Below are 24,987 nucleotides of genomic sequence, written 5' to 3'. Positions count from 1 at the left end.
CCCTCAGCCGGCGGCCGGCGGGCGCGCCGCGAACCGGGGCGGGGTGTAGAGGTGCTCGCCGACCCGCTTCACCAGTCGGGCCATCTCGTAGGCGATCAGGCCGATGTCGGCACTGGCGGCGCTGAGCACGGCCAGGCAGGAACCGTCGCCGGCGGCCGCGACGAAGAGGAAGCCCTCGTCCATCTCGACCATCGTCTGGCGCACGCCCCCGGCGTGGAAGTGCCGGCCCGCGCCCTTGGCGAGGCTGTGGAAGCCGGAGGCCACCGCGGCCAGGTGCTCGGCGTCCTCCCTGCTGAGCGCGCTGGAGGCGCCGACCGCCAGGCCGTCGTTGGAGAGGACCACGGCGTGCCGGACCTCGCGGACCCGGAGCACCAGGTCGTCGAGCAGCCAGTCCAGTTCGCCGGACCTGCGGCCGCCGTCGAGGTCGATCCTTTGGTGTTCGATCATCACACTTCTCCTTCGCTGCCTGCGTGAGGGGAGTTCTCCTGGGCGCCGCGGACCCAGCCGGCCCGGTAGGCCGCCATCCGGTCCCGGGCCTGCTCCGGGCTGCGGCCGGGCGGCTCCTCGGGCGGACGGGACGCGGTCGGGGCCTTGGCGGCGGGGGCCTCCCGGAGCTGCGGAACGAGGCTGGCCTGGCGCACCCGGCGCGGCAGTTCCGTGACCGAGGCCGGGGGCGCCGCGGCCGCCTGGGTACGGGCGCCCGCACCACCGGGGCCGCGTGGCCGGAGCGGAGCCACCGGGGCCGGACGGGGTTCCTCGCCCGCCGGGTCCGGAGCCGGGTCCGGCGCCTGGGGCGGCGTCGGGGCCGGCGTCGGGGGCTGCGTGTCCTCCCGTACGACGGCCATGGCGGGCGGCTGTTCGGCCCGCACCACCACCTTCGGTCCCGGTGAGGACGACGGGGACGAGGCACGGGCCGGAGCGGGGGCCGCCGACTCCGGTCGCGCCCCCGTGTCGGAGTCCGGAGCCGAACCGTTGGGGGAGGCGGTGGCGGGGGCTCCGGCGCCCGCCGTGATCGCGCTCTGGAGCATGGAGTTGGGCAGGAGCACCACCGCGGTGGTGCCGCCGTAGGGAGACGTGCGCAGGTGCACCTTCACTCCGTGGCGCGCCGAGAGCCGGCTGACCACGAAGAGCCCGAGCCGGTCGCTGTCGAAGAGGTCGAGCGACTCGGACTGTTCGATGCGGCGGTTGGCGTCGCCGAGGGTGTCGGGGCCCATGCCGAGTCCGCGGTCCTCGACCTCCAGGACGTATCCGGTGCCGACGGGCTCGCCACTGACCCTGACCTTCGTGTGCGGCGGCGAGAACTGGGCCGCGTTCTCGATGAGTTCGGCGAGCAGGTGGGTGAGGTCGGCGACGGCGCCGCCGACCACGGCGGCTTCCGCGAGCCGGCGGACCTCGACCCTCGGGTAGTCCTCGATCTCGGAGACGGCGGCCCGCACGACGTTCGTGAGCGGGACCGGTATCCGCCAGGCCCGGCCAGGGGTGGCACCCGACAGGATGATCAGGCTCTCCGCGTGTCGGCGCATCCGCGTGGTCAGGTGATCGAGACGGAAGAGGTCACCCAGTTCGTTCGGGTCGTCCGCGCGCCGTTCCATCGAGTCGAGCAGGGTGAGCTGCTTGTGCACCAGGACCTGGCTGCGGCGCGCGAGGTTGACGAAGACGCCGGAGATGCCGCCGGCGAGTTCCGCCCGTTCGACGGCGGCGTTGAGCGCGGCCCGGTGGACGGTGCCGAGCGCCTCGCCGACCTGGGTGATCTCGTCCTCGGCCGGCGGCCCGGGCGGGGTTTCGGCGGCGACGTCGATCTCCTGGCCGGCGCGCAGCCGTTCCATGGCCTGCGGGAGTTTGCGGTGGGCGATCTCCAGGGCGGTGTTGCGCAGCGAGACCAGTTCGACGACCAGGGCCCGGCCGATCCGGACCGAGATGACGAGGGAGGCGGCGACGGCCGCCAGGCCCAGCAGCACGGCGGCCCCCGCCGGGGTGAGCGCCCCTTCGGTGAAGGGGTCGGCCCGACCGGCGGCGGCGAGGTGCGCCCCCGCCTCGACCTCCCCCATCGAGGCGGCGATGGCGCTGTGGGCGGCATCCCATCCGGCGGGCACCCCACGGCTGTCCTTGGAAGTGCCGGCGGCCAGCGCCCGGTCCTCGGCGCCGGTGAGGTCGGCGTAGGCGGCGCTCTTCGCGGCGGACTCCCAGACGGCCTGCTGATCGGCGGGGAGGTCGCGAGCGGCGGAGTCGGTGAGGGCCCGGCGGGACTCGACGGCGCCGGTCAGCTGCCGAAGCGTTTCGGCCGTGCGCGGGCCGGGGGCGGCGAGCAGCGCGTCCTCCCGGGACAGCAGTTCCGCGGCGCGGGAGAATTCGAGCAGGACCCTCGCGTCGGGGCCGAGTTCGGCCTTCTCCCCGCCGGTCAGGGCGCCGCCGACGGCGAAGGCGGAATCGACCACGCGGGTGTAGATCGCACAGGCCGCCTCGGGGGTGGCGCGGCGGTCTGCGATGTCCTTGCGCGAGGAGCCCAGGCTTTCGGCGGCGGCGACGAACGCCTCCAGCCGGACCACGATGTCGGAGCGGTAGTCGCCGGAGTCCGCGACGGTGTGCCGGTCACCGAGCCGCAACCGCTGCACGGCGGCGTCGGTCCGGCGGGCCTGCCGGTCCAGGGCGCCCTGGTCGGCGGTGGGGTCGGCGAGGAGCCGGACGGCGGCGCGGCGTTCGGCCTGGAGCTCGGTGACGGCGGCGGCGACGGGCGTGCGTATCTCGGTGTCGACCCGCTGGACGCGGCTGATCCGGGCCATGTCCTGGGCGGTGTTGACGGTGGCGAAGGCCCAGAGGGCGAGGAGCGACACGACCGGGACCATGAGCAGCGAGACGATCTTGGCGCGGACGGTGGCGGGGCGCAGCCGCAACCGGGGCCGGGGTCGGTCTCCGCTCGCGCGGGCGGCGGGCGGGTGGGGCTGGTGGGGCCGCTGGGCCCGGAGCTCCGCCGGTTCCTCGGCCGGCGGCCCGGCGTGGGCCCGGCGGCCGCGTGCCGGGGGCGCGGGCAACCTCGGCGCCGCTGCTTCCGGTTTTCTGCGGGGTGTTCGCATGGGCTCCTCGTTCCGGGCGGTGCCTACGGGTGCGGTGGGGCGGCAGAGCGGGTGGGGCGGCGGGTGTAGCGGCGGAGCGGGTGGGGCAGGTGTGGTGGTGACGCGGTGGCCGCGGGGCGAAGGGGTCACGGCCGGTGCGTGCGGTGCACGGCGGTGCGGCGTGTGGCGGTGCACGGTGGTGCGGTGCCGGGGGAGCGGGAGCGGCGCGGTCGACGGATGGTCCGTGCGCGGCCGACGGGCCGCCGGGGGCGGGCCGACGGGCGACCGGTGGCGCGTCAGTGGGCGGTCACGGTGTGCTCCCCCACGTGTCGGGCCGAAGCGGAGGCGGCGTGCCCGTCGACCGTCGGGGAGAGCGCGACGAAGGCGGCGGTGATGAACAGGTAGGAGCCCAGCCCGACGGCGAGCGGGAAGATGAACTGCATGGCCGTGGCACCGGGCAGGACCGCGTCCGAGGGGCTGACGCTGACGGCGACGGCCATCATCCCCGTGTAGTGCATGCTGCTGACGGCGGCGCCCATGACGAGCGAGGCGACGGCGACCGCCACCGGTGACTTGATGTTGAGCGCGGCCCAGAGGGCGGCGGTCGCCGCGATCACGGCGATGGCGACCGAGAGTCCGACGGTGAGCGGGTCGTAGGAGACGTCTCCGTGCAGTCGCAGGGCCGCCATGCCCAGGTAGTGCATGCTGGCGACGCCGAGTCCGGTGGTGAGACCGCCCAGGACGAGGGACCGGCCGCGTTCCTTGCCGTAGCCGACGGCGAAGACTCCGGCGCCGACGACCACCATGGCGACGAGCAGGCTGAGGATCGTGAGCGGCACGTTGTAGTGGATCTCGGTGCCCGTGACCTCGAAGCCGAGCATCGCGACGAAGTGCATGGTCCAGATGCCGGTGCCGATGGCGGAGGCAGCGGTGAGGAGCCAGTTGCGGCGAGAGGATCCGGTCGTGGCGAGCGCGCGGACGGTGCAGCGCAGCCCGAGGGCGGCGCCGATCGATGCCATCACATATGACAGCACGGGTGTCAGCCACCCATAGGCGGCGTGGTCCAGATGTCCCAGGTGTCCCATGGCCACGGGACGCTAGTCCGGGTGAGGGCGCGAACAGGGGGCGCATTTCGAAAGCAGCTGTAACTGCTGGAATATGACAGAGCTACGTTCATCTCCGATCACACCACGCGCCAGCTTGCTCACGGTCCGCTGAGACGTGCGAGGGCCGCCGTGGGAGATCATGGGCGCATGAGCGAAGACCGGACACACGTGCAGGAGTTCTTCGGGGCCCGCGCGGCCGATTGGGACCGCAAGTTCCCCGGGGACGGGCCCGCGTTCACCACCGCCGTGGCCGAGTTCGGACTACGGCCCGGGGACCGCGTGCTCGACGCGGGCTGCGGCACCGGGCGGGCCATGGCCGCGCTGCGGACCGCCGTGGGACCCGGCGGGACCGTACTCGGAGTGGACCTCACCCCCCAGATGCTGGTCGCCGCACGGCGGGCGGGACGGGACGCCGAGGGCGCCCTGCTGCTCGCCGACGTGGCCCGGCTGCCCCTGCGCGACGAGGTGCTCGACGCGGTGTTCGCCGCCGGACTCATCGCCCACCTGCCGGACCCGGAAGCCAATCTCCGCGAGCTCGCCCGCGTGGTCCGCCCCGGTGGCGGGCTCGCGCTCTTCCACCCGATCGGGCGAGCCGCCCTCGCCGCGCGCCACGGCCGCGAGCTGACCCCGCAGGACATGCGGGCCGAGCACAACCTCGGCCCGCTGCTGAGCGGTTCGGGCTGGGAGATGGCCTCGTACGCGGACGACGACGACCGTTTTCTGGTGCTGGCCGTGCGTCGCCCGTGACATACGCCTGTACGTCGCCCCCTCGCCCGGGGTCCGCGGAGGTGCTCGGGATCAGGCCGGAGGCTGGGCCTCGGCTCCGGCGGGCCGGCGGGGATGCGGCACCGGGCAGCCGCCCGAGCCGGGCACGGGGAACGTGCCGAGCTCACCCACGTCGTAGCCGTCCGGATAGCCCTTGATCTCCGGGTTCTGGCGGGCGTAGTGCGGGGCCCGGCGCGGGGGCAGCAGCCGTACCGCGCGACCGCGCAGCCGCAGGGCGCCTTGGACGAGGCGCCGGACCGGGGGGCGCGGGGCCTCGTACCGGAAGGCGTCCAGGAGCGACTCGTCGAGGAGGGCGAGGCTCGCGCGCCGCACGGCGGGGGCGACCGGCGCCGGGTACCAGGAGGCCATGAGGTCGAGGGTGGAGTCGGCGACCGCGCGGGCGCCTTCGTCCCAGCCGAAGTGGGCCTCCTCGTAGGCCACGAGGGTGGCTTCGAACTCCTCGTAGGAGCCCGGGATGTCCGTGATGCCCAGATGGCGGCCGAGGGCGGCGTAGTAGTTCGCGCAGGCCCGACGCTCGTGATGGGTCAGCGGACGCCAGCCGTAGGCGTCCAGCCAGCGCGCCGGAATCACCACGAAGGTGCACAGGACGTACCGCATGTCCTCGTTCGAGATGTCGTAGCTGCGGTGCATCTGGTTGACGCGGCGGATGGCGGTGCGTGCGGTGTCGCTCTCGAAGCCGTGCTCGACGACCGCGTCCAGGAGCAGCGCGGTGTCGTCGTAGCGCTTCTGGGTGCGGTCGGTGAACTCGGCCGTCTCGGCCAGCAGGCCACCGATGCTCGGGACGGCATAGGTCCGGAACAGGGCGAGTTCCAGGGCGCGGGTGAAGTCCCAGGGGAACTCGTAGGTGGCGGTGAGCCGGTAGATGGCGAGGAAATCCTTGTCGGGATCGAGACGGAGGATCTCCCTCAGCCGATCGTAACGCTGCACCTGGTGTCCCTTTCTGTGGCGGGTCCCCAACTCTACGTGCAGGTAGCAGCCTTGGAAATCGTGTCCGGGAAGCTCTCGACGGGCGGGTTACCCGCTGGTTAAGGTGCGCCGACGAGAGAGCTACCAGGAGGCCAGGTGTCCGACGACGAGGGTGGCGGCTCGCTGTACGTGCTGACCGCCGTGCTGCTGACTCCGGCGCAGTTCCCCAGCATCCTGGGCGACGACTTCCCCGAGGCCTGCTCCTTGCTGGGCGTGGCGCCGGGCGGGGAGGGCTACGGGCTGGTGCTCGGCCAGGACGAGGAGGGCGCGCGCTGGACGGTCGTCGTGGACGACGTCTCGCTCGTCGCGACGGCCATCGCCTCCTGGGACTGCGGGATGGAGTACGACCTGTCCCCCGACGAGCGGACGATCGTGGTCTCGCTGGCGGGCTGGCCGCTGGACCTGTCGGTCGCCGCTTCGGGGATTCCGGAGCCGCACGATCCCGAGCAGGGAGCGGACGGTACGGGGCGGGTCCCGCTCGCCCCGCCCTCGGCGGACTCGTGGGGTCCGGTGCAGCGGCGGATGGGTGCGGACCAGATCGCGCGGGAGTGGGCGGACTGGCGGGAGCGCGAGGCCACGGACGGCGGGGCGGCGGCCGCCGCGCATCCGGGGCTCGCACGGGCGCTGGAGGAGGCCCTGGCGTATACGGAGACCGCGCCGCCGCCCGGCCGGGTGCGGTCCTCCTTCGCCGGCGAGGGCGCACGGACGCTGCGGGTGGACGGACCCGGGTGGTCGCTGGTGGCGCGCACCGGCGAGGCCGCCTTCGTCCTGCTGGACGAGGAACCGAGCGAGGTGCTCACGGTCCCGCACGAGGGGGACGGGGACCTTCCGGACCTGCCGGACCTGCTGGCGGCACTGGACCGGATCGCGGTCCGCCCGTCATGAACCCGGGCCGGGGCGGCGACGGCCGATGCGGCCGTGATGTACGACGCATACCGATCGGTTCGTCGACGCCCGACCCCGGGTGCGGGCCGCACCGACCCCTCATAATCGAAAAGATTCGGCCTAAGAGGCTGGAAATCGCTCTGGATCCCCCTCCTCCGGAATGATCGAATCGGCCAGTCACGCGGCTCAAAGGTGTGCACCCACACCCGCGGCCCATTCCACGACGGAGGCCATTCTTGAATTCCATGTCCTACCTGGACCTGCACCGGGAAGTTTCGCAGGACATCGACGCGGAGATCGACACCGCGCTGGAGCGCCTCGGCTCACTGGGCGGCACGACCAAGAACTCGGTCGCCAAGCTCTTGGAGCACCGCAAACTGAGACATCCCCTCTCGGTGCTGCCGCTCCTCACGCACGCCATAGAGACCGGTAATCCGAGACCGGCCATCCCCCTGTCCGCCGTGCACCTGCTGTGGTGGACCTCGGCCTGCTATCTCGACGACCTGGCGGACGCCAACGGCGCCTCCATCTCCGGCGAGCTCACCGAGAACGAAGCACTGCTCGCCTCGGTCATCACGGGAAACTCGCTCCCGATTCAGATCCTCCTGTCGCAGGATCTCCCGGAGCCGGCGCGCGCCGCGCTGATAACCGAGATCCTGAACGGCTGGATCATCGGCGTCGACGGACAGATCGACGACATGCGCGGGGACATCCACGGCGCGTCGCGGAAATCGGTGGTCGAGACGTACCGCGGCAAGTCCGGCGCCCCCTTCGGAATGATCACGGCAATGGCCGCCATATTTTCGGGAACGACAGCCGAGAAGGTGGAGCTGTGGCGTGAATTCGGCTATGTCTTCGGCATCCTTTGGCAAATATTCAACGACCAGGAAGACATCCTGTCCGGTCGCAACGAAGACCTGCTCAACGGCACCGTCACCTATCTCCTCGCCTCCGTCGTCGAGGACGCCTCGCCTGAATCCCGGCAGCACATCCTGGGCCTGTGCGCCGCCGCCGGGCGCTCACATCAAGCCAGAACGGAACTGGCGGCACTGCTGCGGACACCCACCGCCCTCGACCGGTACCGGGCGGAGATCGACGTGTTCCGCGCCGAGGGGCACCGCATCCTGGACGAACTGGGCGGCGACGAAACCTACTTGCCGGTGCTCCGGCACCTCGTGGACCACGCGTCCCAGATGCTGCTCGAAGCGGACCTCGACCTCGACCTGGCCCCGGTCGTCGTGAGCGGCGCCGCCTGATCCGGTCATCGCCGTGTGTGGCGCGCCGCCCGACCTGACCGTCGCGTGCGGCGCCGCCTCCTCGCCTCGCCGCCGCCCGGGTGGGCCGCCACCACTCGGGCGCGTCCGCCGCCGGGCGGCCATGCGAACGGGCCCCGCCCCGCGGTCGCGCCTACAGGGCTCCGCGCCGTGGCCGGAGCGCCGGCCGCCCCGCGGGGCGACTGATCGGCGGGCGCCGTCAGCGGCCGATCTGCTTCCTGGACATCCCCCGCAGACGACGCCGCTGGGAGGAGTCCAGCAGGAGGTAGGCGGCGAGCGGCACGCCGATCAGGACCAGCAACCCCGCCCAGAAGCCCACGGTCCAGAACAGCACGATGGCTGCCACGACTCCGGCAACCGCGATCTTTCCGCTTGTGGACACCTGCGGACACCTCCTTCTGCCGTCGACCACTCCTACCCCCCTCAACGCGCCGTCACGACCACGCGTTCCCCGACAGCCGAACGGTCTTCGAAGTGACCCGGGTCACGGACGCGCCCTCCTCGTAAGGTGCCCGCGGTGGGGTACCCTCGGCCACCCCGTACCCAGTAGTCAAGTTTGAGGAATGCGTGCTCTCCGAGATCTCCGGCCTCATCCATCACTCCGCCGTGTTCCTTCCCGCCGACCCGGCCCGCGGCGGCCGGATCGCCCTTTGGCGGACCGACGGCAGAACCCCCGGCACCGACTCCCCCGCCACGACGACGGGCGCCGCCGCTGCCGATGACGCTGGTCCCCCCGCCCGCTTCGGCAGCCGGGAGGAGCTCACGGTCGTCACCCCCGACCTGCGTCGGGCCACCGTGGTCGCGCTCGTCCTGTCCCTGGACGAAGCCCTGCCCCTGCTCACCCGCGCCCGGTCCACCGCGGCGGAGACCGACACCGCGACAGGTGGGACCGACACCGGGGCGGCCGGGGCCGACACCGCGACAGGCGGGGCCGGCGCCACGCCGGCCGGGGCCGGCAGCGCGGCGTTCTGGGGCGCCGCCGCGCTGCTCGCCCTGCGCTTCGCCGCGCGCGGGAAGCTCCTGCCCGGGCTGAGCCCCGCCGGCCACGACGCCTGGCGGATCGGGCCGCTCGGGGCAGCCGACCTCGACGAGATCCGGGAACTGGCCGCCGCCATGCCGCCCGCGGCCCACTGCGTGCCGCTGAACGCCGACGGGCCGCCCCGGCTGCCCGCGCCGGAGCCGCTGCTGCGGGCCTTCCTCGACGCCGTCGCCGACACCCTCCCCCGCTCCCCCGCCGCCCCCGCGGCCGCCGGTGGGCCCGCCTACGCCGAGCGCCCGCCACGGCTCCACCCCGAGCTGCGCGCATGGGCCACCGAGGTGGCCGCCGGCCACGACGCCGGGGTGCGGATCTCCCTGCGGATCGAGCTCGACGGAGACCTCGACGCGGGCGCGGCACAGGCGCACGAAGCCGCCCCCACCTTCCGCTGCGTCCTGCAGCTGCACAGCCTGGCCGACGCCGCCCTCGTCGCCGATGCCGCCGACGTCTGGGCCGGTTCCGGAGCCGCCGCGGCCGCCTTCCCGCCCGGAGCCCGGATGGACGCGCTGCGCTCCCTGCGCCGCGCCTCCCGGCTGTGGCCCCCGCTCGCCCCGCTGCTGGGCGCGGCCGTCCCGGACACGGTCGAACTCGCCGACGAGGACGTCACGGAGCTGCTCGGCGAAGCCGGCGCCGCCCTGGCCGCCGACGGGGTCCAGGTGCACTGGCCGCGCGGTCTCCTGCACGACCTGAGCGCCCGGGCCGTGCTGGGCTCCCCCGAAGACTCCACCGCCCGTGCCCGCTCCTCCGGTCTGCTCTCCCCCGGTGCCCTGCTCTCCTTCAGCTGGCGCCACGCCTTGGGCGACCAAGGCGATCTGACCGGGGCCGAACTCGACCGCCTCGCCGAATCGAAGCGCCCCCTGGTGCGGCTGCGCGACCAGTGGGTCCTGGTGGATCCCGCCGAGGCCCGCCGGGCCCGCGCCCGCCAGGACCGTACGATCGCCGCCTCGGAGGCCCTGGCCGCCGTACTCACCGGGTCGGCGGAGATCGACGGGAAACGGGTCGACGTAGCGGCCTCCGGTCCGCTCGAAGAACTGCGTGCGCGGTTGGCCGCCGACCCGCAGGACGAGACCGACGCCGTCGACGCGCCGCCCGAACTGCGCGCCACCCTGCGCGACTACCAGCTCCGCGGCCTGCGCTGGCTGGCCCGGATGACGTCGCTCGGCCTCGGCGCCTGCCTCGCCGACGACATGGGCCTCGGCAAGACCGTCACTCTGATCGCGCTCCACCTGCACCGCAACCGGCCCGAGGACCCGACCGCCGCCACAGGCACCGACCCTGCCACCGCCACCGCCACCGCCGGACCCACCCTGGTCGTGTGCCCGGCCTCGTTGCTGGGCAACTGGCAGCGGGAGATCGAGAAGTTCGCCCCCGGCACTCCCGTACGCCGCTTCCACGGACCGGGCCGCAGCCTCACCGACCTCACCGGCCTCAGCGACTTCGACAGGGGTTTCGTCCTCACCACCTACGGCACCATGCGCCTGGACGCGCCCGAACTCGCGGCCGTCCGCTGGGGCATGGTGGTGGCCGACGAGGCCCAGCACGTCAAGAACCCGCGCTCCTCCACCGCCAAGGCCCTGCGCACCATCCCGGCCCCGGCCCGCGTGGCCCTGACCGGCACCCCCGTCGAGAACGACCTCTCCGAGCTGTGGGCCGTCCTCGACTGGACCACCCCCGGGCTCCTGGGCCGCCTCGGCACCTTCCGCTCCCGCTACGCCGACCCCGTCGAAAGCGGCCACGACCCGCAGGCCGCCGCCCGCCTCGGAGCGCTCGTCCGGCCGTTCCTGCTGCGGCGCAAGAAGTCCGACCCCGGGATCGCGCCCGAGCTGCCGCCCAAGACCGAGACCGACCACACCGTCGCCCTCAGCCCCGAGCAGACCTCGCTCTACGAGGCGGTCGTGCGCGAGACCCTCGCCGCGATCTCGGAGGCGGACGGGATGGAGCGGCGCGGCCTGGTGGTCAAGCTGCTGACCTCCCTCAAGCAGATCTGCAACCACCCGGCCCACTACCTGCGCGAGCACGATCCGGCGGACCGCGGCGCCAAGGCGGCCGCGGGTGGTGGCGCCGCCCGCTCCGGGAAGTTGGAGCTCGTCGACGAGCTGCTGGACACGATCCTGGCGGAGGGCGGTTCGGTGCTGGTCTTCACCCAGTACGTGACGATGGCCCGCCTGATCGAACGGCACCTGCAGGCCCGCGGGATCGCCTCGCAGCTGCTGCACGGGGGGACGCCGGTGCCGCGCCGCGAGGAGCTCGTCGACCGGTTCCAGGCGGGCGAGGTCCCGGTCTTCCTGCTGTCCCTGAAGGCCGCGGGCACCGGGCTGAACCTCACCCGGGCCGGCCATGTCGTCCACTTCGACCGCTGGTGGAACCCGGCCGTCGAGGAACAGGCCACCGACCGCGCCTACCGCATCGGCCAGACCCAGCCCGTCCAGGTCCACCGGATCATCGCCGAAGGCACCGTCGAGGACCGGATCGCACAGCTCCTCGCGCGCAAACGCGCCCTCGCCGATTCCGTCCTCGCGGGCGGCGAGGGCGCGCTGACCGAACTGACCGATGCCGAACTGGCCGAACTCGTGGCACTGCGCCCGACCGCGCGCGGGGAGTGAGCGATGAACACCCGAGACCGAGACCGCGACCGAGAGCCCTACGAGAAGACCTTCCCGGCCGTAGCACCCACCCGCGGCCGCGGCTTCGCCCACACCTGGTGGGGTCATGCCTGGGTGCGCGCCCTGGAGGACAGCGCGCTCGACGGGACGCAGCTCAAGCAAGGTCGCCGGTACGCGCGCTCGGGCGCGGTCGGCGCGATGTCGGTGCGCCCCGGCGGGCTCACCGCGGTGGTGCGCGACCCGGACGGGACGGCGCACCGGACGGACGTGCTGGTACAGGAGTTCACGGAAGCGGAATGGAACCGACTGCTCGACCTGGCAGCCGCGGAGGCCGGGCACATCGCGGCTCTGCTCGACCGGGAGGTGCCGCCGGAGCTCGCCGAGGACGCGGCCGCCGCCGGGGTGGAGCTGCTGCCCGGCATAGGGGACCTCGATCCGCGGTGTGACTGCGGCGAGTGGGACCACTGCGCGCACACGGCCGCGCTCTGCTACCAGGTGGCACGGCTGCTGGACCAGGACCCCTTCGTCCTGCTGCTCCTGCGGGGCCGGGGCGAGCGGGAGCTCGTGGACGATCTGGCTGAGCGGAACACGGCGGACGCAGAAGCGGAGGCGGAGGCTCCGAACGGGTCTGTCGACGAGGGGGTTCCGGCGGCGGAGGTCTTCGCGGTGGGCGCCCCGCGTCCCGCGCTGCCCCCGCTCCCGGCGCTGCCCGAGGCGCCGGGCCAACCACCGACGTTGGACACCGAGGCGGAACCGGAACCGCATCTCGACGTGGACGCGGTGGAGTTCCTGGCGCAGACGGCCGCGACCGAGGCCCACCGGCGGCTCGCGGAGGCCCTGGCTCCGGGCCACGCCGATCGCGCTCCGACGGCCCCACTCTCGCTCGCCGAGGACGCCGTACGCCTCACGGCCGAGGCCGATGACTTCCGGGTCCGCTCCCGCCTGGCGGCGGCTACCGGACGCAGCCGGGCCGAGATGGAACTGGCCGTACGCGCCTGGGGCTTCGGCGCGGCCCCGGGCCTCGCGGCGCTGGAGGACGACTGGACGCCGGACCGGAGCACGCTGGACCGCGCCCGGGCGGCCCTGGCCACGGCCTGGGCGGACGGGGAGGCGCCGGTGCTCCGCCGGGTCCGCGCCCGCTGGACTCAGGCGGGCACCGACCGGCAGCTTCGGCTGGGGCGGGAGGGGCGCTGGTGGCCGTACCGCCGCGAGGCGGGGCGCTGGATCCCGTCGGGCCCCTCCGCCCCGGATCCGGGCTCGGCGCTGGAGGCCGATCCGGCCCCGTGAGGTTTCGGCCCGCGCGGGGCCGTGTACCACCGGCGCCCTGGCCGACGTACGGCTTGCCGGGACCCGGTACCCGGACGACGATGGGGACGGCTCCACGGCTCCACGGCTCCACGGCTCCACGGCTCCACGGCTCCACGGCTCAACCGCTCGACGATCCGAGGCGGCGCGACGCTGTGGCTCCGCAACTCCGTAGCTCCGTACCGCGCGGCACCACGGGAGGGTGACATGGGTGGTCCGTCGGTGGCGCTGCCGGGCGGGGCCGATCCGGCCGCGCGTACGCGCGAACTGCGGCGGGCCCATGCCGCGTTCACCCGGGACGGGCGGGTCGAGGGCCCGGTGCGGGCGGTCATCGCGCGGTCCTGGCGGCGGTGCGCGCGGGCCCGGCTCAGCCCGGAGTGCGCGCCCCGGGTGGAGCTCGCGGAGGCGGAGCTGCGGTCGTACCGGGAGGAGCACCCGCTGGCCCGGGTGATGCCGCTGTTCCGGGATCTCGTCGGGGCGTTCGCCGCGCACGGGGCGCACCTGCTGGCCGTGTGCGACGCGCGGGGCCGCCTGTTGTGGGTGGAGGGCGAACCGGCCACCTTACGGAGGGCCGAGTGCCTCGGCTTCGTCCCGGGTGCGCGCTGGGCGGAGTCGGCGATGGGGACCAACGCCCCCGGGACGGCGGTCGCGACGGGCGAGCCGGTGCAGGTCTTCGGGGCCGAGCACTTCAGCCGGCGGGTGCACCCGTGGACCTGCGCGGCGGCCCCGGTGCGGGATCCCCGGACGGGCAGGCTGCTGGGCGCGGTGGACATCACCGGGGGCGACGGCCTGGCCCACCCGCACTCCCTCGGCTTCGTCCAGGCGGTGGCCCGGGCGGCGGAAGCCCAGTTGTCCCTGCTCGCACCCGAGCCGCCGGCCGCGGCGGACACCCTGGCGGCCCTCGGCCAGGACGAGGCGCTGCTGGTCACGGCCGGTCGCAGGCTTCGGCTGGGTCGGCGGCACAGCGAGATCATGGCGCTGCTCGCGCACCACCCGGAGGGGCTGTCGGGCGAGGAGCTGACGATCGCCCTGTACGAGGACGAGTCGGTGTCACCGGTGACGTTGCGCGCCGAGGTCTCCCGGCTGCGCGCCCTGCTGGGGGCGTCGGCCCCGCTGTCGCGCCCGTATCGCACGGCCGGTCGGCTGGAGGCGGATTTCACCGTCCTGACCCGGCAGTTGGCCACCGGGGCGGTGTCCGCTGCCCTCCACCACTACCCCGGGCCGTTGTTGCCGGCCTCGACCGCGCCGGGCATCGTCCGGCTGCGGCGCCGCATCGAGGACCAGGCGCGGGCGGCCGTGATCGCGCGGGCCGATGCCGGACTGCTGACCGACTGGGTGTGCGGGCCGTGGGGCGCGGACGACCCGGAGGCGTGGCGGGCGCTGGCGGCGGCGCTGCCGCCGGAGCGCCGCCCGGCCGCGCTGGCCCGCGTACACGCCCTGGACCGGGAGCTCGGCGCGCGCCCGGACCTCCGTACCCGGCGGCGTGCAACGTATCCGCAACCTGCCCGCTCCTAGCCTCCACCGGAGCGCTGTCCGACGGCGGCCGGCGCCCGGCAAGGGGAGGACACCATGGCCCGCTACGCTGCGCCCGGAACCGAGGGGGCGCTCATGTCGTACGCGCCCCGGTACGACCACTTCATCGGCGGCGCGTACGTCCCGCCCGCCCGCGGTCGCTACTTCGAGAACCCCTCCCCCGTCAACGGCCAGGTCTTCACGGAGGTCGCCCGGGGCACGGCCGAGGACGTGGAGCGGGCGCTGGACGCGGCCCACGCGGCGGCGCCCGCCTGGGGCCGGACGTCGGTCGCCGACCGGTCGTCGATCCTGCTGCGCATCGCGGACCGGACGGAACAGCATCTGGAGGCCCTCGCGGTCGCGGAGACCTGGGAGAACGGCAAGCCGGTACGGGAGACCCTGGCGGCCGACCTGCCCCTGGCCGTGGACCAGTTCCGGTACTTCGCGGGGGCCCTGCGCGCGCAGGAGGGCGCGCTGAGCCAGCTCGACGACGACACCGTGGCCTACCACTTCCACGAGCCGTTGGGCGTGGTCGGGCAGATCATCCCGTGGAACTTCCCGATCCTGATGGCGGTGTGGAAGCTGGCCCCGGCGCTGGCGGCGGGCAACGCGGTGGTCCTCAAGCCGGCCGAGCAGACCCCGGCCTCCGTCCACTACTGGCTGAGCCTGGTGGCGGACCTGCTGCCGCCGGGCGTGGTCAACATCGTCAACGGCTTCGGGGAGGAGGCGGGCAAGCCGCTCGCGTCGAGCCCGCGGGTGGCGAAGATCGCCTTCACCGGGGAGACGGCCACCGGCCGGTTGATCATGCAGTACGCGGCCGAGCACCTGAAGCCGGTCACCCTGGAACTCGGTGGCAAGAGCCCGAACCTCTTCTTCGACGACATCTGGTCGACGGACGACGACCTGCGCGACAAGGCCCTGGAGGGCTTCAGCATGTTCGCCCTCAACCAGGGCGAGGTGTGCACGAGCCCGTCGCGGGCGCTGGTCGAGCGGGGCCGGTACGGGGAGTTCCTCGACGCGGCGGTGGCGCGCACCGAGCTGATCGTGCCGGGGCACCCGTTGGACACGGACACGATGATCGGGGCGCAGGCCTCGGAGGAGCAGCTGAAGAAGGTCCTGTCGTACGTGGAGATCGGCCGACGCGAGGGCGCGAAGATCCTCACGGGTGGCGAGCGCCGACAACTGGAGGGTGACCTCGCGGGCGGCTTCTACGTCGAGCCGACCATCTTCGAGGGCGACAACCGCATGCGGATCTTCCAGGAGGAGATCTTCGGGCCGGTGGTGTCGGTGACCTCCTTCCAGGACTTCGACGACGCGGTACGGATCGCGAACGACACGGCATACGGCTTGGGCGCGGGCGTCTGGACCCGGGACATCAACACGGCCTACCGCACGGGCCGCGCGATCCAGGCGGGCCGCGTCTGGACGAACTGCTACCACGCGTACCCGGCACACGCCGCCTTCGGCGGCTACAAGCAGTCGGGCATCGGCCGCGAGACCCACAAGATGATGCTGGAGCACTACCAGCAGACGAAGAATCTCCTGGTCTCGTACTCACCGAAGCGTCTCGGCTTCTTCTAGACCGCCAAGTCGACTCACCAGAGGGTGATCTACCCTCCCGGAGCAGGTTCGGAAGAGGGTCACCCGTCGACGCAGGCGCACGCGCTTTCGGCCGGCTCCCGTCCCGGCGGGGGCCGGTTCGGCGAGGGCGAGGCCGCTCGGGTCGAGCGGGCGTACTCGGTGGGAGTGCGACCGTAGTGCTTCTTGAAGGCTCGGGTGAAGTGACTGCCGTCCGCGAACTGCCAGTGTGCGGCGAGTTCCGAGATGCTCAGCCGCCCTGACGGTGCGGCAAGGGCGAGCCGGGCCTCGTGCAGTCGCCGGTGGCGGATGTAGGTCGTCACCTGCTCACCCACCGCGGCGAAGGCACGGTGCAGCGTACGGACGGAGACGTTGAGTTCACGCGCGAGCATCGCCGGAGAGAGTTCGGGATCGGCGAGCCGACGGTTCGCGAGGTCCTTGGCCGCCTGGGTGAGCGCGGGAGCCAATCGGGGTTCCACGTCGTCGTACCGACCCTTCGCCACCGCCTTGGTCAGCTCGATCAGGGTGCCTTCGGCGGCTACCACACCGGCCGGGCCGAGGTCGGCCACGGTCGTGTGGATCATGTCGGTGAGGGCTGTCAGCAGGCGCATCTCGGCCGAGTCCGCCGGCCCGGTGATGCCTCAAGTCCCGAGCAGGGGTTTGAGCTCACCGGGGGGGCAGGACGAGGAACTTCGCCGTGAGGTGCGCCGAGGTCTCGAAGGCCGTCAGGTTCCCGAGGTGCCGGACGAGGAACTGCCCGGCCGACACGGTCCGGTCGCCGTAGCCGGGCGGGCCGCCCAGCGTCCATGCGCCGCGCCGCACGACGTACATGGCAACCAGATCCTGATCGCCACCCGGGACGTCCGCGGTCCGGGTCGCCGACTCGGCGTGAAGATCGGCCATCGCCGCGCCGTGCACCTTGGCCACGTTGCCCTTGACCCGGAAGTCACCGATCGTGTCCGGGCTGAAGGCCGGGAGTTGGAAGACGTCGTCGCCGACCTGCGTCTCCCACCCGCGCCGGAAGGCGTCGAGCCCCCGCGGTGCGGAGCCCGGGGCGGTGGAGTCCACTGCGAACACCCCGCGCGTGCCGGGGACCTCCGCTCCAGTGCCGTGCATCCCTCTCCGTCCTCTCGTACGCATTGCTCCGACGTCGTCCTGCGGTGGTCGTGTTCCGCAGGACGACGCCATGACTCAGGTGGACACCGTGCCAATCTTCCTATGAGGGGATCACATTGCGGAGTTCGGCGGGCGCGAGGCTCCGACCGCCTACGGCAGGGGTCTTCTTCGCCGCCTCGGTCAGAGCTTCCCGATCGAGTCCGAGGCGAATGCGGCGACGGCCTCGTCGTACCACGTGGCCAGGGCGATGAAGTTGACGTGCTGGTCGGTGTCGACGTCGCCGATCCGGGAACGCAGCGGGACCCCGTACGAACAATCGGCACGGTGCAGGCGCTCGGGGCGCAGACGGGTGGCGGCCGGAGCGAGCCGGCTGATGTGTTGACCGACGAGCAGTATCCGGAACGGGCCGACCCCCCCTCGCCGATGGGGCGTTCGAAGCGGTGCAGCCGCAGCCGGATCCGGGCGTCTTCCAGCCGGTGGGCCATGCCGATCGTGCCTGCCGCGATCGGGTCCCGCCGGGACCGTCCCTGCCGGTGCCGGCTCCGGTCGCCCGCAGCGTGCGTGGCTCGACGGTCAGCGGGCGATCGAGATCGCGAAGGGGGTGAATCCGGTGGACCGGATGACGTGCGGGACGAACAGAATCGCGGCCTCCGTGGCGCGGGCGGTCCGGATCCCGCCGAGATCGGTGATCCATTCCTTGTGCCAGCCGAGGTCGACGAGCAGTTCACGGACGGTCTGCTTGGCCAACGGGTCCTCGCCGGAGAGGAAGGCGGTCGGCGGCTGGGTGAGCGTGGCCGGGGCGGTCATCACCGGGAAGAGCATGGTGTTCAGCGTCTTGACGACGTGTGTTTCGGGGAGTGCCGCCTGGAGCTGTTCGGCGAGGCTCGATCCGGGGTGGATGAGGTCGGCGGGCAGTCCGTCCGGTCCGTCGGTGGTGGCGTTGGAGACGTCGATGAGGATCTTGCCGTGCAGCTCTTCGCGCAGGGCGGCGAGACGTTCCAGGGAGCCGGCGCCCGGGGTGGCGTTGATGACGATCCGGGCCGTCCGAGCGGCGTCGGCGGCGGCACCCGGCGCGCGGTCCGCGACGCTCACCTCGTGCCCGGCCCGGGTGAGGGCCGCGGCCAGGTTGCCGCCGACACGGCCGTTTCCGAGAACTGCGATCTTGGTCATGGTGACGTGGTCCTTGCGTAGGTTCGGGTGGTGGTGTGCGGGGTGCGGGTCAGCGGGAGAGCGTGGCGACGGCCTCGGCGTGGACGCCGGGCGCGGCAGCCAGGAAGCTGTCGCTCTGCGGGGTCCACGGGCGGCCCTCGGCGTCGGAGATCCGTCCGCCGGCCTCGGTGACGAGCAGCGCGCCGGGCAGCAGATCCGCTCGGGCGCCGGCGAACTGCCAGAAGGCGTCGATCCGGCCGGCGGCCACGTTCGTCAGGTGCAGGGTCGCGGGTACGGAGGTGCGGACGACGAGCGCGTCGAAGAGCATCGCGGTGATCGAGGAGCCGACGCGCCGTACGACCTTCTCGTCCTCGTCCGGCCGGGCCTGGCTGGTGGCCACGATGCTCAGGCCGAGGTCCGCGGTGCCGGAGACGTGGAGCGGCCGGCCGTCGAGGTGGGCGCCGGCGCCGGTGAGCGCGGTGTAGGTCTCGCCGGTCAACGGCAGGTGGACCACGGTGAGTACGGGCAGGTTCTCCCGTACGAGGGTGGCGGTCACCGCCCAATCCGGCAGGGCGTGCAGGTGGTTGACGTTGCCCTCGGCCGGGTCCACGACCCACCATTCGCCGGGCGGCAGCGCCCCGCCGTCCAGCTCGTCCTCCACCCAACCGGCCTGCGGGCGCAGGCTCGTGAGACGGGGGCGCAGGATGTCGAGGGCCGCGTCGTCGTTGACGGCGAGCGCGCGCATCAGCTCTTCGCGGGTCTCGTAGCGGACCACGTCGCCGAAGCGCTCACGCAGCGCGGCACCGGCGGCGCGCACGGCGGTCGCGGTGTGGTCGAGCAGGTCGGCGTCGGAGGTGACGACATCGGCGGTCTGAAGTGTTTCGGACATGGTGGTGCTCCTGTCTGAGGAGGGGTGATGAGGCCGGTCGGGGCCGAACCGCGCGTTGCTTCCCGCGCTTTCGCCTCGAAGCTATAAGCCTGCACCGTTAACTTCAAATGCATGTGAAGCACGGCAAGAATTACTCACATGCAATTGAATGCGCACCTGCCCGCCGTGCTCGACGTGCTGCCGGCGGAGGGCGGTGCGGCCGGGGCGGCCGGCGGTCGGGGCGTCCGCTCGACTGCGCGTCACCGCCCCTGCGACGACGGGGGGACGACGCGCGTGGTGGAAGCGCCGTGGGCGCGGAAGAGGGCTCAGTCGAGCAGTTCGGCAGCCCGTTCGGCGATGGCGTAGACGGTCGCGTCGGTGTTGGCCGAGGGGATGGACGGCATCACCGAGGCATCGGCGACCCGCAGTCCGGCGACGCCGTGTACGCGAAGGTTCGCGGGGTCGACGACGGCATCGGCGTCGGTTCCCATGCGGCAGGTGCCGGTGAAGTGGAAGTAGGGGCCGGTGGCCTTGCGGATGAACTCTTCCTCGGACGCACCGCTCGTCCCGGAGCCCAGCACCGCTTCCTGCTTGCGCCATTCGGCGAACGCGTCGGCCTCCCCGATGCGGCGTGCCACGGCCAGGCCCCTGCGCATGACCTCCAGGTCACGGTCGTCGCTCAGGTAGCCGGGGTCGACGACGGGAGCGCCGGCGGGATCGGCGTCCGCCAGGCGCACGGTGCCCCTGCTGTGCGGAGCCATCGCGGAGAAGGCGATGGAGTAGCCGTTGGCCGGCGGCCGGCCCCATGCCGACAGGAGCGGTGCGGCGACGATGTAGACCTGAAGGTCCGGCCGGGCCGCGGCGGGGTCGCTGTACAGCAGACCCATCATTTCGGCCGGCGGGTTGGCAGGAACGAACGGTACGGGCTGCCTGGCCTCGTACACCACCGCCGCCATCGGATGGTCCTGCAGATGGGATCCCACTCCCGGCAGGTCGGCGACGACGCCGATGCCGTGTTCGCCGAGGTGTCGTGCCGGGCCGATCCCTGACAGCATCAGGAGGTGCGCGGAGCCGATGGCCCCCGCGGTCACGATGACCTCGGCGCTCTCGACGGACAGGTGCTCGCCACCCACGGTGTACTCGACGCCGGTGCAGCGGCCCGCGGTGATGCGCAGCCGTCGCACGGTCGCGTCGGTGACGAGGTCCAGGTTCGGCCGGTCGAGGAACGGGCGGATGTAGGCGTCGGCCGCGCTCTGGCGGGCGCCGCCGGGCAGATTCATGTCGCTCCACCCGAACCCGGTCTCCAGCCCGCCGGCGATGTCATCGGCGCGTGTGAACCCGGCCTGCACCGCGGCGGCGACGCCCGCCGTGGCCAGGGGGTGGGGCTCCGGAACCGGGGCGACCACGACCGGCCCGTCCGTACCGCGCACGGAGGCGTCACGACCTCGGGTGCTCTCGCTGCGGCGGAAAGAGGGCAGCAGATCGTCGAAACCCCAGCCCGGAGCACCGAGTCCGGCCCATTCGTCGTAACCGGAGCGGTGCCCACGCAGGTGGTAGAGGCCATTGATGCTCGACGATCCGCCGAGCGCCCTACCGCGCAGCACGTCAGCGGCCCTGCCGGTACCGGCCTGCACGGTCGAGGCGCCCAGCCAGAGGGATGACGGGTCGAACCCGAGGAATCCCCAAGGAGATGCCATCGCCTCGGTCGCGTCCCGGGCTCCCGCCTCCAGCAACAGCACCCGCGCCGGGGCGTTCCGAAAGCCGGGAGGCGATCACGCACCCCGCGGTTCCCGCTCCCACAACGACATGGTCATAGTCATAAGGGCTCTGGCCCATCATGTCTCCGCTTCCCACGGCAGCACTGTTCGACCACCGGGTTTCAGGAGAAGGCTCCTCGACGATCAAGGAGCTGATTGCTTGCACGTACCGAAGGGGCCGAAGAGTCGGGATGGTCCTCTTCAGGTCGGCCCTGCGCCTCGCTCTGCCGCATCCGAGCTCGGCGCGCGGAAGGCGTGGAGCCGGATGTTCAGCAGCGAGCGGGCTCCGGTGGAGCAGAGCTGTCCGGAGGCAGGTGGCGCGCTGCCGGCGCTGACGGGCGCCGAGGTGGGCCGGTGGCGGACGATCACCCTGATCCGGTGGGCCCGGGCCCGCCCGGTCCGGGCCTTGCCGATCATCCCGTCGGGGATGTCCGTGTCGGCGCCGGGCCCCGCGATGACGGCCGTGCGGCTGGACTTCTCTTGTTTCACGAGCTTCTTGTCCTTGGTGTGTACCCGTCCAGGAACAGCCCGGGTTTCCCTTCTGCCGTCGAATCTTAGGAATAGGGACAGGGCACGTACGTGAACCTCCGCGCCGCCCGTTCGGAACCTCAGCGCCATACGGGTGGCGGGTCGGTCGGCGTCACACGGCGCCGGGTCGGGCTGTTCGTGCGCGCCGACCGTACGAGGCCGACCCGACGGCTCTGTCTCACACGCGAAAACGGCGCCTGACCTGGGCTTTCACCCGTCAGGCGCCGTTGGCGGACCGAACTGGAACAGGACGTCAGGTCGGCGTGTGGGCGGTCTTGTCGGCCGTGGTGCCGTCCTCGTCCTGGGCCTGCGAAGCAGCAGGTTGTTGCGGAGCGGGTGGGGTGCGGATGAGCAACGCGACCAGTACGGCCAGGGCGCCGAGCACGGCACCGATACCGAATCCCCATCGGACGCCCGTGGCGAGGGCGCTGGTGGCGTCGGCGCCCTCGGCCGCTGCCGTGGCGGCGTGTCCCGACATGACGCTGATGACCAAGGCGGTACCGGCGGCCGCCGCGACCTGCTGGAGCGAGCCCAGGATGGCGGAGCCGTGGGGGTAGAGGTGCGGCGGCAGTACGGCCAGACCGGAGGTGAAGACGGGGGTGAAGACGAACGCCATGCCCGCGCTCAGGGCCACGTGCAGGGCGAGGACCAGCCACGGTGAGGTCTGTTCACCCGTGAGGGCGAAGAGAGCGAGGCAGAGCGCTGTGAGTGCGGCTCCGGGTACGACCAGGCGCGGTGCGCCGAGGCGGTCGTAGAGCTTGCCGACCTGCGGTCCGAGCAGGCCCATGGTCAGGCCGCCGGGGATGAGGAGCAGTCCGGTCTGCAGTGAGGTCAGGCCGCACACCTCCTGCAGATAGATCGGCAGCAGGATGAACGCGCCCATGAGGGCCATGAAGGACAGGCACATCAGACCCAGCGCCACGGAGAAGTGCCGGAACGTCAACGCACGCAGGTCCAGCAGCGGTGCGGACGAGCGCTGCAGTGCCAGCTGACGCCAGACGAAGAGGCCCACCAGCACGGCGCCGACCAGAGTGATGGCCTCCGGGGGCACGGGAGCCTGGGTCGCGTCCCCGGCACCGAGCCCACTCAGGCCGTAGACCAGGGCGCCGAAGCCCCCTGCCGCCAGGGGAACGGACAACCAGTCGATCGGAGTGGCCTGCGGCTCGCCGATGTTGATCAGATTGCGCCGACCGAATATGGCCATGGCTCCGGCGATGGGGAGCACGGCCAGGAACAGCAGCCGCCATGACCCCAGCTGCAGCAGCACACCGGAGACGGCGGGGCCGAGGGCGGGGGCGACGGAGATGACGAGGGTGATGTTGCCCATGACACGGCCGCGGTCCTGCGGGGGTACGAGGGTCATCAGCGTCGTCATGAGCAGCGGCATCATGACGGCGGTGCCGCTCGCCTGGATGACGCGGGCGCCCAACAGTACGGGGAAGGCGGGCGCGGCCGCGGCCAGGGCCGTGCCGGCGAGGAACAGTGCCATGGCGAGGACGAAGGCGGTCCGGGTCGTCACACGCTGCAGGAACCACCCCGTGACCGGGATGACCACGGCCATGGTGAGCATGAAGGCCGTGGACAGCCACCCGGCGGCGGCTGCGGTGACCTCGAAATCGCGCATGAGCCGCGGGATCGCGTTGACCATGATCGTCTCGTTGAGGAGGACGACGAACGTGGACAGCACGAGAATCCGCAGCACGGTGGTGACGCGGGCGGGCGAGAGCGTGGGCGATTCTTGTGGTGCGGGCATGGCGCCTTCCGTCAGGTGAGTGTCCTCCGCGCGTGGCGGTCACACTGACAGACTGCGGCGCAGGGAAGAACTCATCGGTCTTCTCCGATCCTGTCGGTGCCGCCGCCCGAGCTCAAATCATTTTGCCGACCCGGAACGGCCGAGGCATGCCTTCCTTCCGAAGGTCTGAAGTTCGGCACCCGGTTCCCCGCCGGGCGGGGAACCGGGCTCGTCCGTCGTTCAGTCGCAGCAGTCGCAGCAGCACTTGCACGGATTGCAGCAGCCACCGCCACCTCCGCCGCAGCCGTCACCCGAGCCACCACCGGAACCGCCGGAACCGCTGGAGCCGCCGGAGCCGTGACCGCCGCCCGAGCCGCCGGAGGAGCCACCCGAGGCGCCACCACCCTGGCCGCCGAACCAGCCGTCGCCCCCGGAACCGTCCCGCCCCGAGCCGCCGCCACGGTTGCCGTCGCCGAACTGCCAGGACTCGCCCTCGTCCCCGCCGGAGTCGTCGCCGCAGCGACAGCATCTGGGGCACAATCCGCAATGGCGACATATCCGAGCCGACTCGCGGCACCGCCGGCACTGCCCCTCCGACGACCGGTGCGCCGACATCGCCCCGCCCTCCGGGGCCGCGCCCGCGAGCTGCCCCACGCCGCAGGCCGCGCCCGTGCCGGTCCCCGAGGGCGTCTCCGTCTCCGTACGGCGGCCCAGCCAGGGCAGCATGCGCGGACCCCGCGCCTGGCCGCGGTGCTGATGGTGACGGTGTCGAGGATCGAAGACGCGATCGACGGCACGCTCCAACTCGCCACCCAGAAGCGCCCCCACCAGCCGCCCGTCGACGAACACGACGTCGGACAGCGCGAATCGGATTCCACGGACCGCGTCGTCGCAGAGCCGGCGCACCTCCGCGCGGTCCGTGCCGGTCACGGCGATCGGGTTCCACGCGCCGGACGCCGCGTCCGCGTCCAGGTCCTCCACCGCGTCCAGCAGATGCGCCAGCCGCCCGAACAGACGGCCGGCTTCCGCCAGCGGTTCGGCGTTGCCCGGGCGACCCGTGAGCACCGCGGTGTACGCGAAGGCGGCCGCGGTCGCCGTCTCCGCGGGCTCCGTGACCGTCAGCAGCGAGCCACCGGGGCCGGTCGACCGCTCGATGTCCGGCTGGCGCTCGACCGCCTCGATCAGCAGCGTGGTGTCGAAGCCGAGACGTTCGCCGCCTGCGACTCCCGCGCGGTCCCAGTTGTGGGCGATCCGGCGTGCCGCCAGCGCCACCGGGCGGCGCCCCAGCAAGCCGTCGCCGTCGACCACGTGGTCACGCATCTTCGCCGCGGCCAGCACCAGCGACACCGTCGCCGCCAGCCGCGCACCCTCGCCCTGCGCCACGTCCGCCGACCGCATCCCGCGCAGCGGGCACGGACCGGCACCCCGCCGCCAGTCGCCGGTACGCTCCGACTGCGCTTCGGTCAGCACCGAGACGATCAGTCCGTCGTAGTTGGTGGCCACCCTCGCGAACTGCCCGTACTCGCTGCGCAGAGCCAGGCACAGCCCGCACAGGTGCGCCATCCACTCGGTACGCAAGCCCTCGCCGAGGCGATGACGGCATGGCCTGATGATTCCGAACACCGAAGTTCTCCCCCTAGGAACAGCTACCCGCATCCGGTCGGACGGCTCACGGACGCAGGACTGCGCATGAGGTACGACCTGGCGTGACGTCAACCGCATGTGACATCGACGCG

20 protein-coding genes are annotated in these 24,987 nt (G+C 72.7%); 7 read left to right on the top strand and 13 right to left on the bottom strand.

Annotation, left to right across the window (positions count from 1 at the left end; translation table 11 throughout):
• Positions 1-3: 3 nt before the first annotated feature.
• From ACWG52_RS32425 to ACWG52_RS32415, 3 genes are all read right to left on the bottom strand, one after another.
• A complete protein-coding gene (locus tag ACWG52_RS32425; protein ID WP_161289274.1) occupies positions 4-447 on the bottom strand; it encodes a roadblock/LC7 domain-containing protein in 444 nt (147 codons plus the stop codon).
• Positions 447-3,071, bottom strand: a complete 2,625-nt coding sequence (locus tag ACWG52_RS32420) for a sensor histidine kinase (protein WP_389807182.1) — start codon at positions 3,069-3,071, stop codon at positions 447-449. Before ACWG52_RS32420 ends, ACWG52_RS32425 begins: the two co-directional genes overlap by 1 nt.
• A gap of 275 nt (positions 3,072-3,346) precedes the next feature.
• On the bottom strand, positions 3,347-4,126 hold the full coding sequence (locus tag ACWG52_RS32415; protein WP_389807398.1) for an MHYT domain-containing protein: 780 nt from the start codon (positions 4,124-4,126) through the stop codon (positions 3,347-3,349).
• Between the two features lie 177 nt (positions 4,127-4,303).
• Here ACWG52_RS32415 and ACWG52_RS32410 point away from each other — a divergent pair, with 177 nt between their 5' ends.
• Positions 4,304-4,903, top strand: a complete 600-nt coding sequence (locus tag ACWG52_RS32410; RefSeq protein WP_389807183.1) for a class I SAM-dependent methyltransferase — start codon at positions 4,304-4,306, stop codon at positions 4,901-4,903.
• A gap of 51 nt (positions 4,904-4,954) precedes the next feature.
• Here the strand turns inward: ACWG52_RS32410 and ACWG52_RS32405 are convergent, their stop codons facing one another.
• On the bottom strand, positions 4,955-5,869 hold the full coding sequence (locus ACWG52_RS32405) for an oxygenase MpaB family protein (protein WP_389807184.1): 915 nt from the start codon (positions 5,867-5,869) through the stop codon (positions 4,955-4,957).
• A 135-nt stretch (positions 5,870-6,004) separates the two neighbouring features.
• On the opposite strand from ACWG52_RS32405, the gene ACWG52_RS32400 reads away from it, so the two are divergent.
• Both ACWG52_RS32400 and ACWG52_RS32395 read left to right on the top strand, forming a co-directional pair.
• Positions 6,005-6,793, top strand: coding sequence for a hypothetical protein (locus tag ACWG52_RS32400; protein WP_389807185.1), 789 nt, complete (start codon positions 6,005-6,007; stop codon positions 6,791-6,793).
• Between the two features lie 245 nt (positions 6,794-7,038).
• Positions 7,039-8,049, top strand: coding sequence for a polyprenyl synthetase family protein (locus ACWG52_RS32395; RefSeq protein ID WP_389807399.1), 1,011 nt, complete (start codon positions 7,039-7,041; stop codon positions 8,047-8,049).
• Between the two features lie 217 nt (positions 8,050-8,266).
• On the opposite strand, the gene ACWG52_RS32390 is transcribed toward ACWG52_RS32395, so the two are convergent.
• A complete protein-coding gene (locus ACWG52_RS32390; RefSeq protein ID WP_030732713.1) occupies positions 8,267-8,449 on the bottom strand; it encodes a hypothetical protein in 183 nt (60 codons plus the stop codon).
• Between the two features lie 185 nt (positions 8,450-8,634).
• Here ACWG52_RS32390 and ACWG52_RS32385 point away from each other — a divergent pair, with 185 nt between their 5' ends.
• The 4 genes from ACWG52_RS32385 to exaC all read left to right on the top strand — a co-directional run bounded on the left by ACWG52_RS32385 (position 8,635) and on the right by exaC (position 16,104).
• A complete protein-coding gene (locus ACWG52_RS32385; protein WP_453126681.1) occupies positions 8,635-11,706 on the top strand; it encodes a DEAD/DEAH box helicase in 3,072 nt (1,023 codons plus the stop codon).
• A gap of 3 nt (positions 11,707-11,709) precedes the next feature.
• The gene (locus tag ACWG52_RS32380; protein ID WP_390136058.1) at positions 11,710-12,993 is read left to right on the top strand and encodes an SWIM zinc finger family protein; all 1,284 of its coding nucleotides are present in this window, start codon (positions 11,710-11,712) and stop codon (positions 12,991-12,993) included.
• Between the two features lie 225 nt (positions 12,994-13,218).
• Positions 13,219-14,526, top strand: a complete 1,308-nt coding sequence (locus tag ACWG52_RS32375; RefSeq protein ID WP_389807189.1) for a GAF domain-containing protein — start codon at positions 13,219-13,221, stop codon at positions 14,524-14,526.
• Between the two features lie 54 nt (positions 14,527-14,580).
• A complete protein-coding gene (gene exaC / locus ACWG52_RS32370; protein ID WP_389807191.1) occupies positions 14,581-16,104 on the top strand; it encodes an acetaldehyde dehydrogenase ExaC in 1,524 nt (507 codons plus the stop codon).
• 59 nt (positions 16,105-16,163) lie between these two features.
• Here exaC and ACWG52_RS32365 read toward each other — a convergent pair whose 3' ends face one another.
• The 8 genes from ACWG52_RS32365 to ACWG52_RS32330 form a co-directional block, all read right to left on the bottom strand.
• On the bottom strand, positions 16,164-16,712 hold the full coding sequence (locus ACWG52_RS32365) for a helix-turn-helix domain-containing protein (protein WP_389807193.1): 549 nt from the start codon (positions 16,710-16,712) through the stop codon (positions 16,164-16,166).
• A 55-nt stretch (positions 16,713-16,767) separates the two neighbouring features.
• Positions 16,768-17,217: a hypothetical protein gene (locus tag ACWG52_RS32360; protein ID WP_390166837.1), complete on the bottom strand. Its 450-nt coding sequence runs from the start codon at positions 17,215-17,217 to the stop codon at positions 16,768-16,770.
• A gap of 573 nt (positions 17,218-17,790) precedes the next feature.
• Positions 17,791-18,387, bottom strand: a complete 597-nt coding sequence (locus ACWG52_RS32355; RefSeq protein WP_389807197.1) for an NADPH-dependent F420 reductase — start codon at positions 18,385-18,387, stop codon at positions 17,791-17,793.
• A 49-nt stretch (positions 18,388-18,436) separates the two neighbouring features.
• The gene (locus tag ACWG52_RS32350) at positions 18,437-19,255 is read right to left on the bottom strand and encodes an inositol monophosphatase family protein (protein WP_389807199.1); all 819 of its coding nucleotides are present in this window, start codon (positions 19,253-19,255) and stop codon (positions 18,437-18,439) included.
• 305 nt (positions 19,256-19,560) lie between these two features.
• Entirely contained in the window at positions 19,561-20,973 is a 1,413-nt protein-coding gene (locus tag ACWG52_RS32345; protein ID WP_453126677.1) for a GMC family oxidoreductase, read from the bottom strand.
• A 219-nt stretch (positions 20,974-21,192) separates the two neighbouring features.
• On the bottom strand, positions 21,193-21,480 hold the full coding sequence (locus tag ACWG52_RS32340; RefSeq protein WP_389807203.1) for a hypothetical protein: 288 nt from the start codon (positions 21,478-21,480) through the stop codon (positions 21,193-21,195).
• Between the two features lie 292 nt (positions 21,481-21,772).
• Positions 21,773-23,272, bottom strand: coding sequence for a DHA2 family efflux MFS transporter permease subunit (locus tag ACWG52_RS32335; protein WP_389807205.1), 1,500 nt, complete (start codon positions 23,270-23,272; stop codon positions 21,773-21,775).
• A gap of 219 nt (positions 23,273-23,491) precedes the next feature.
• The gene (locus ACWG52_RS32330) at positions 23,492-24,874 is read right to left on the bottom strand and encodes a DUF5685 family protein (protein WP_453126675.1); all 1,383 of its coding nucleotides are present in this window, start codon (positions 24,872-24,874) and stop codon (positions 23,492-23,494) included.
• Positions 24,875-24,987: the final 113 nt, after the last annotated feature.

The sequence above is a fragment of the Streptomyces sp. CLCI03 genome (assembly GCF_053615355.1).
This window is presented reverse-complemented; position numbering and strand designations above follow the sequence as displayed.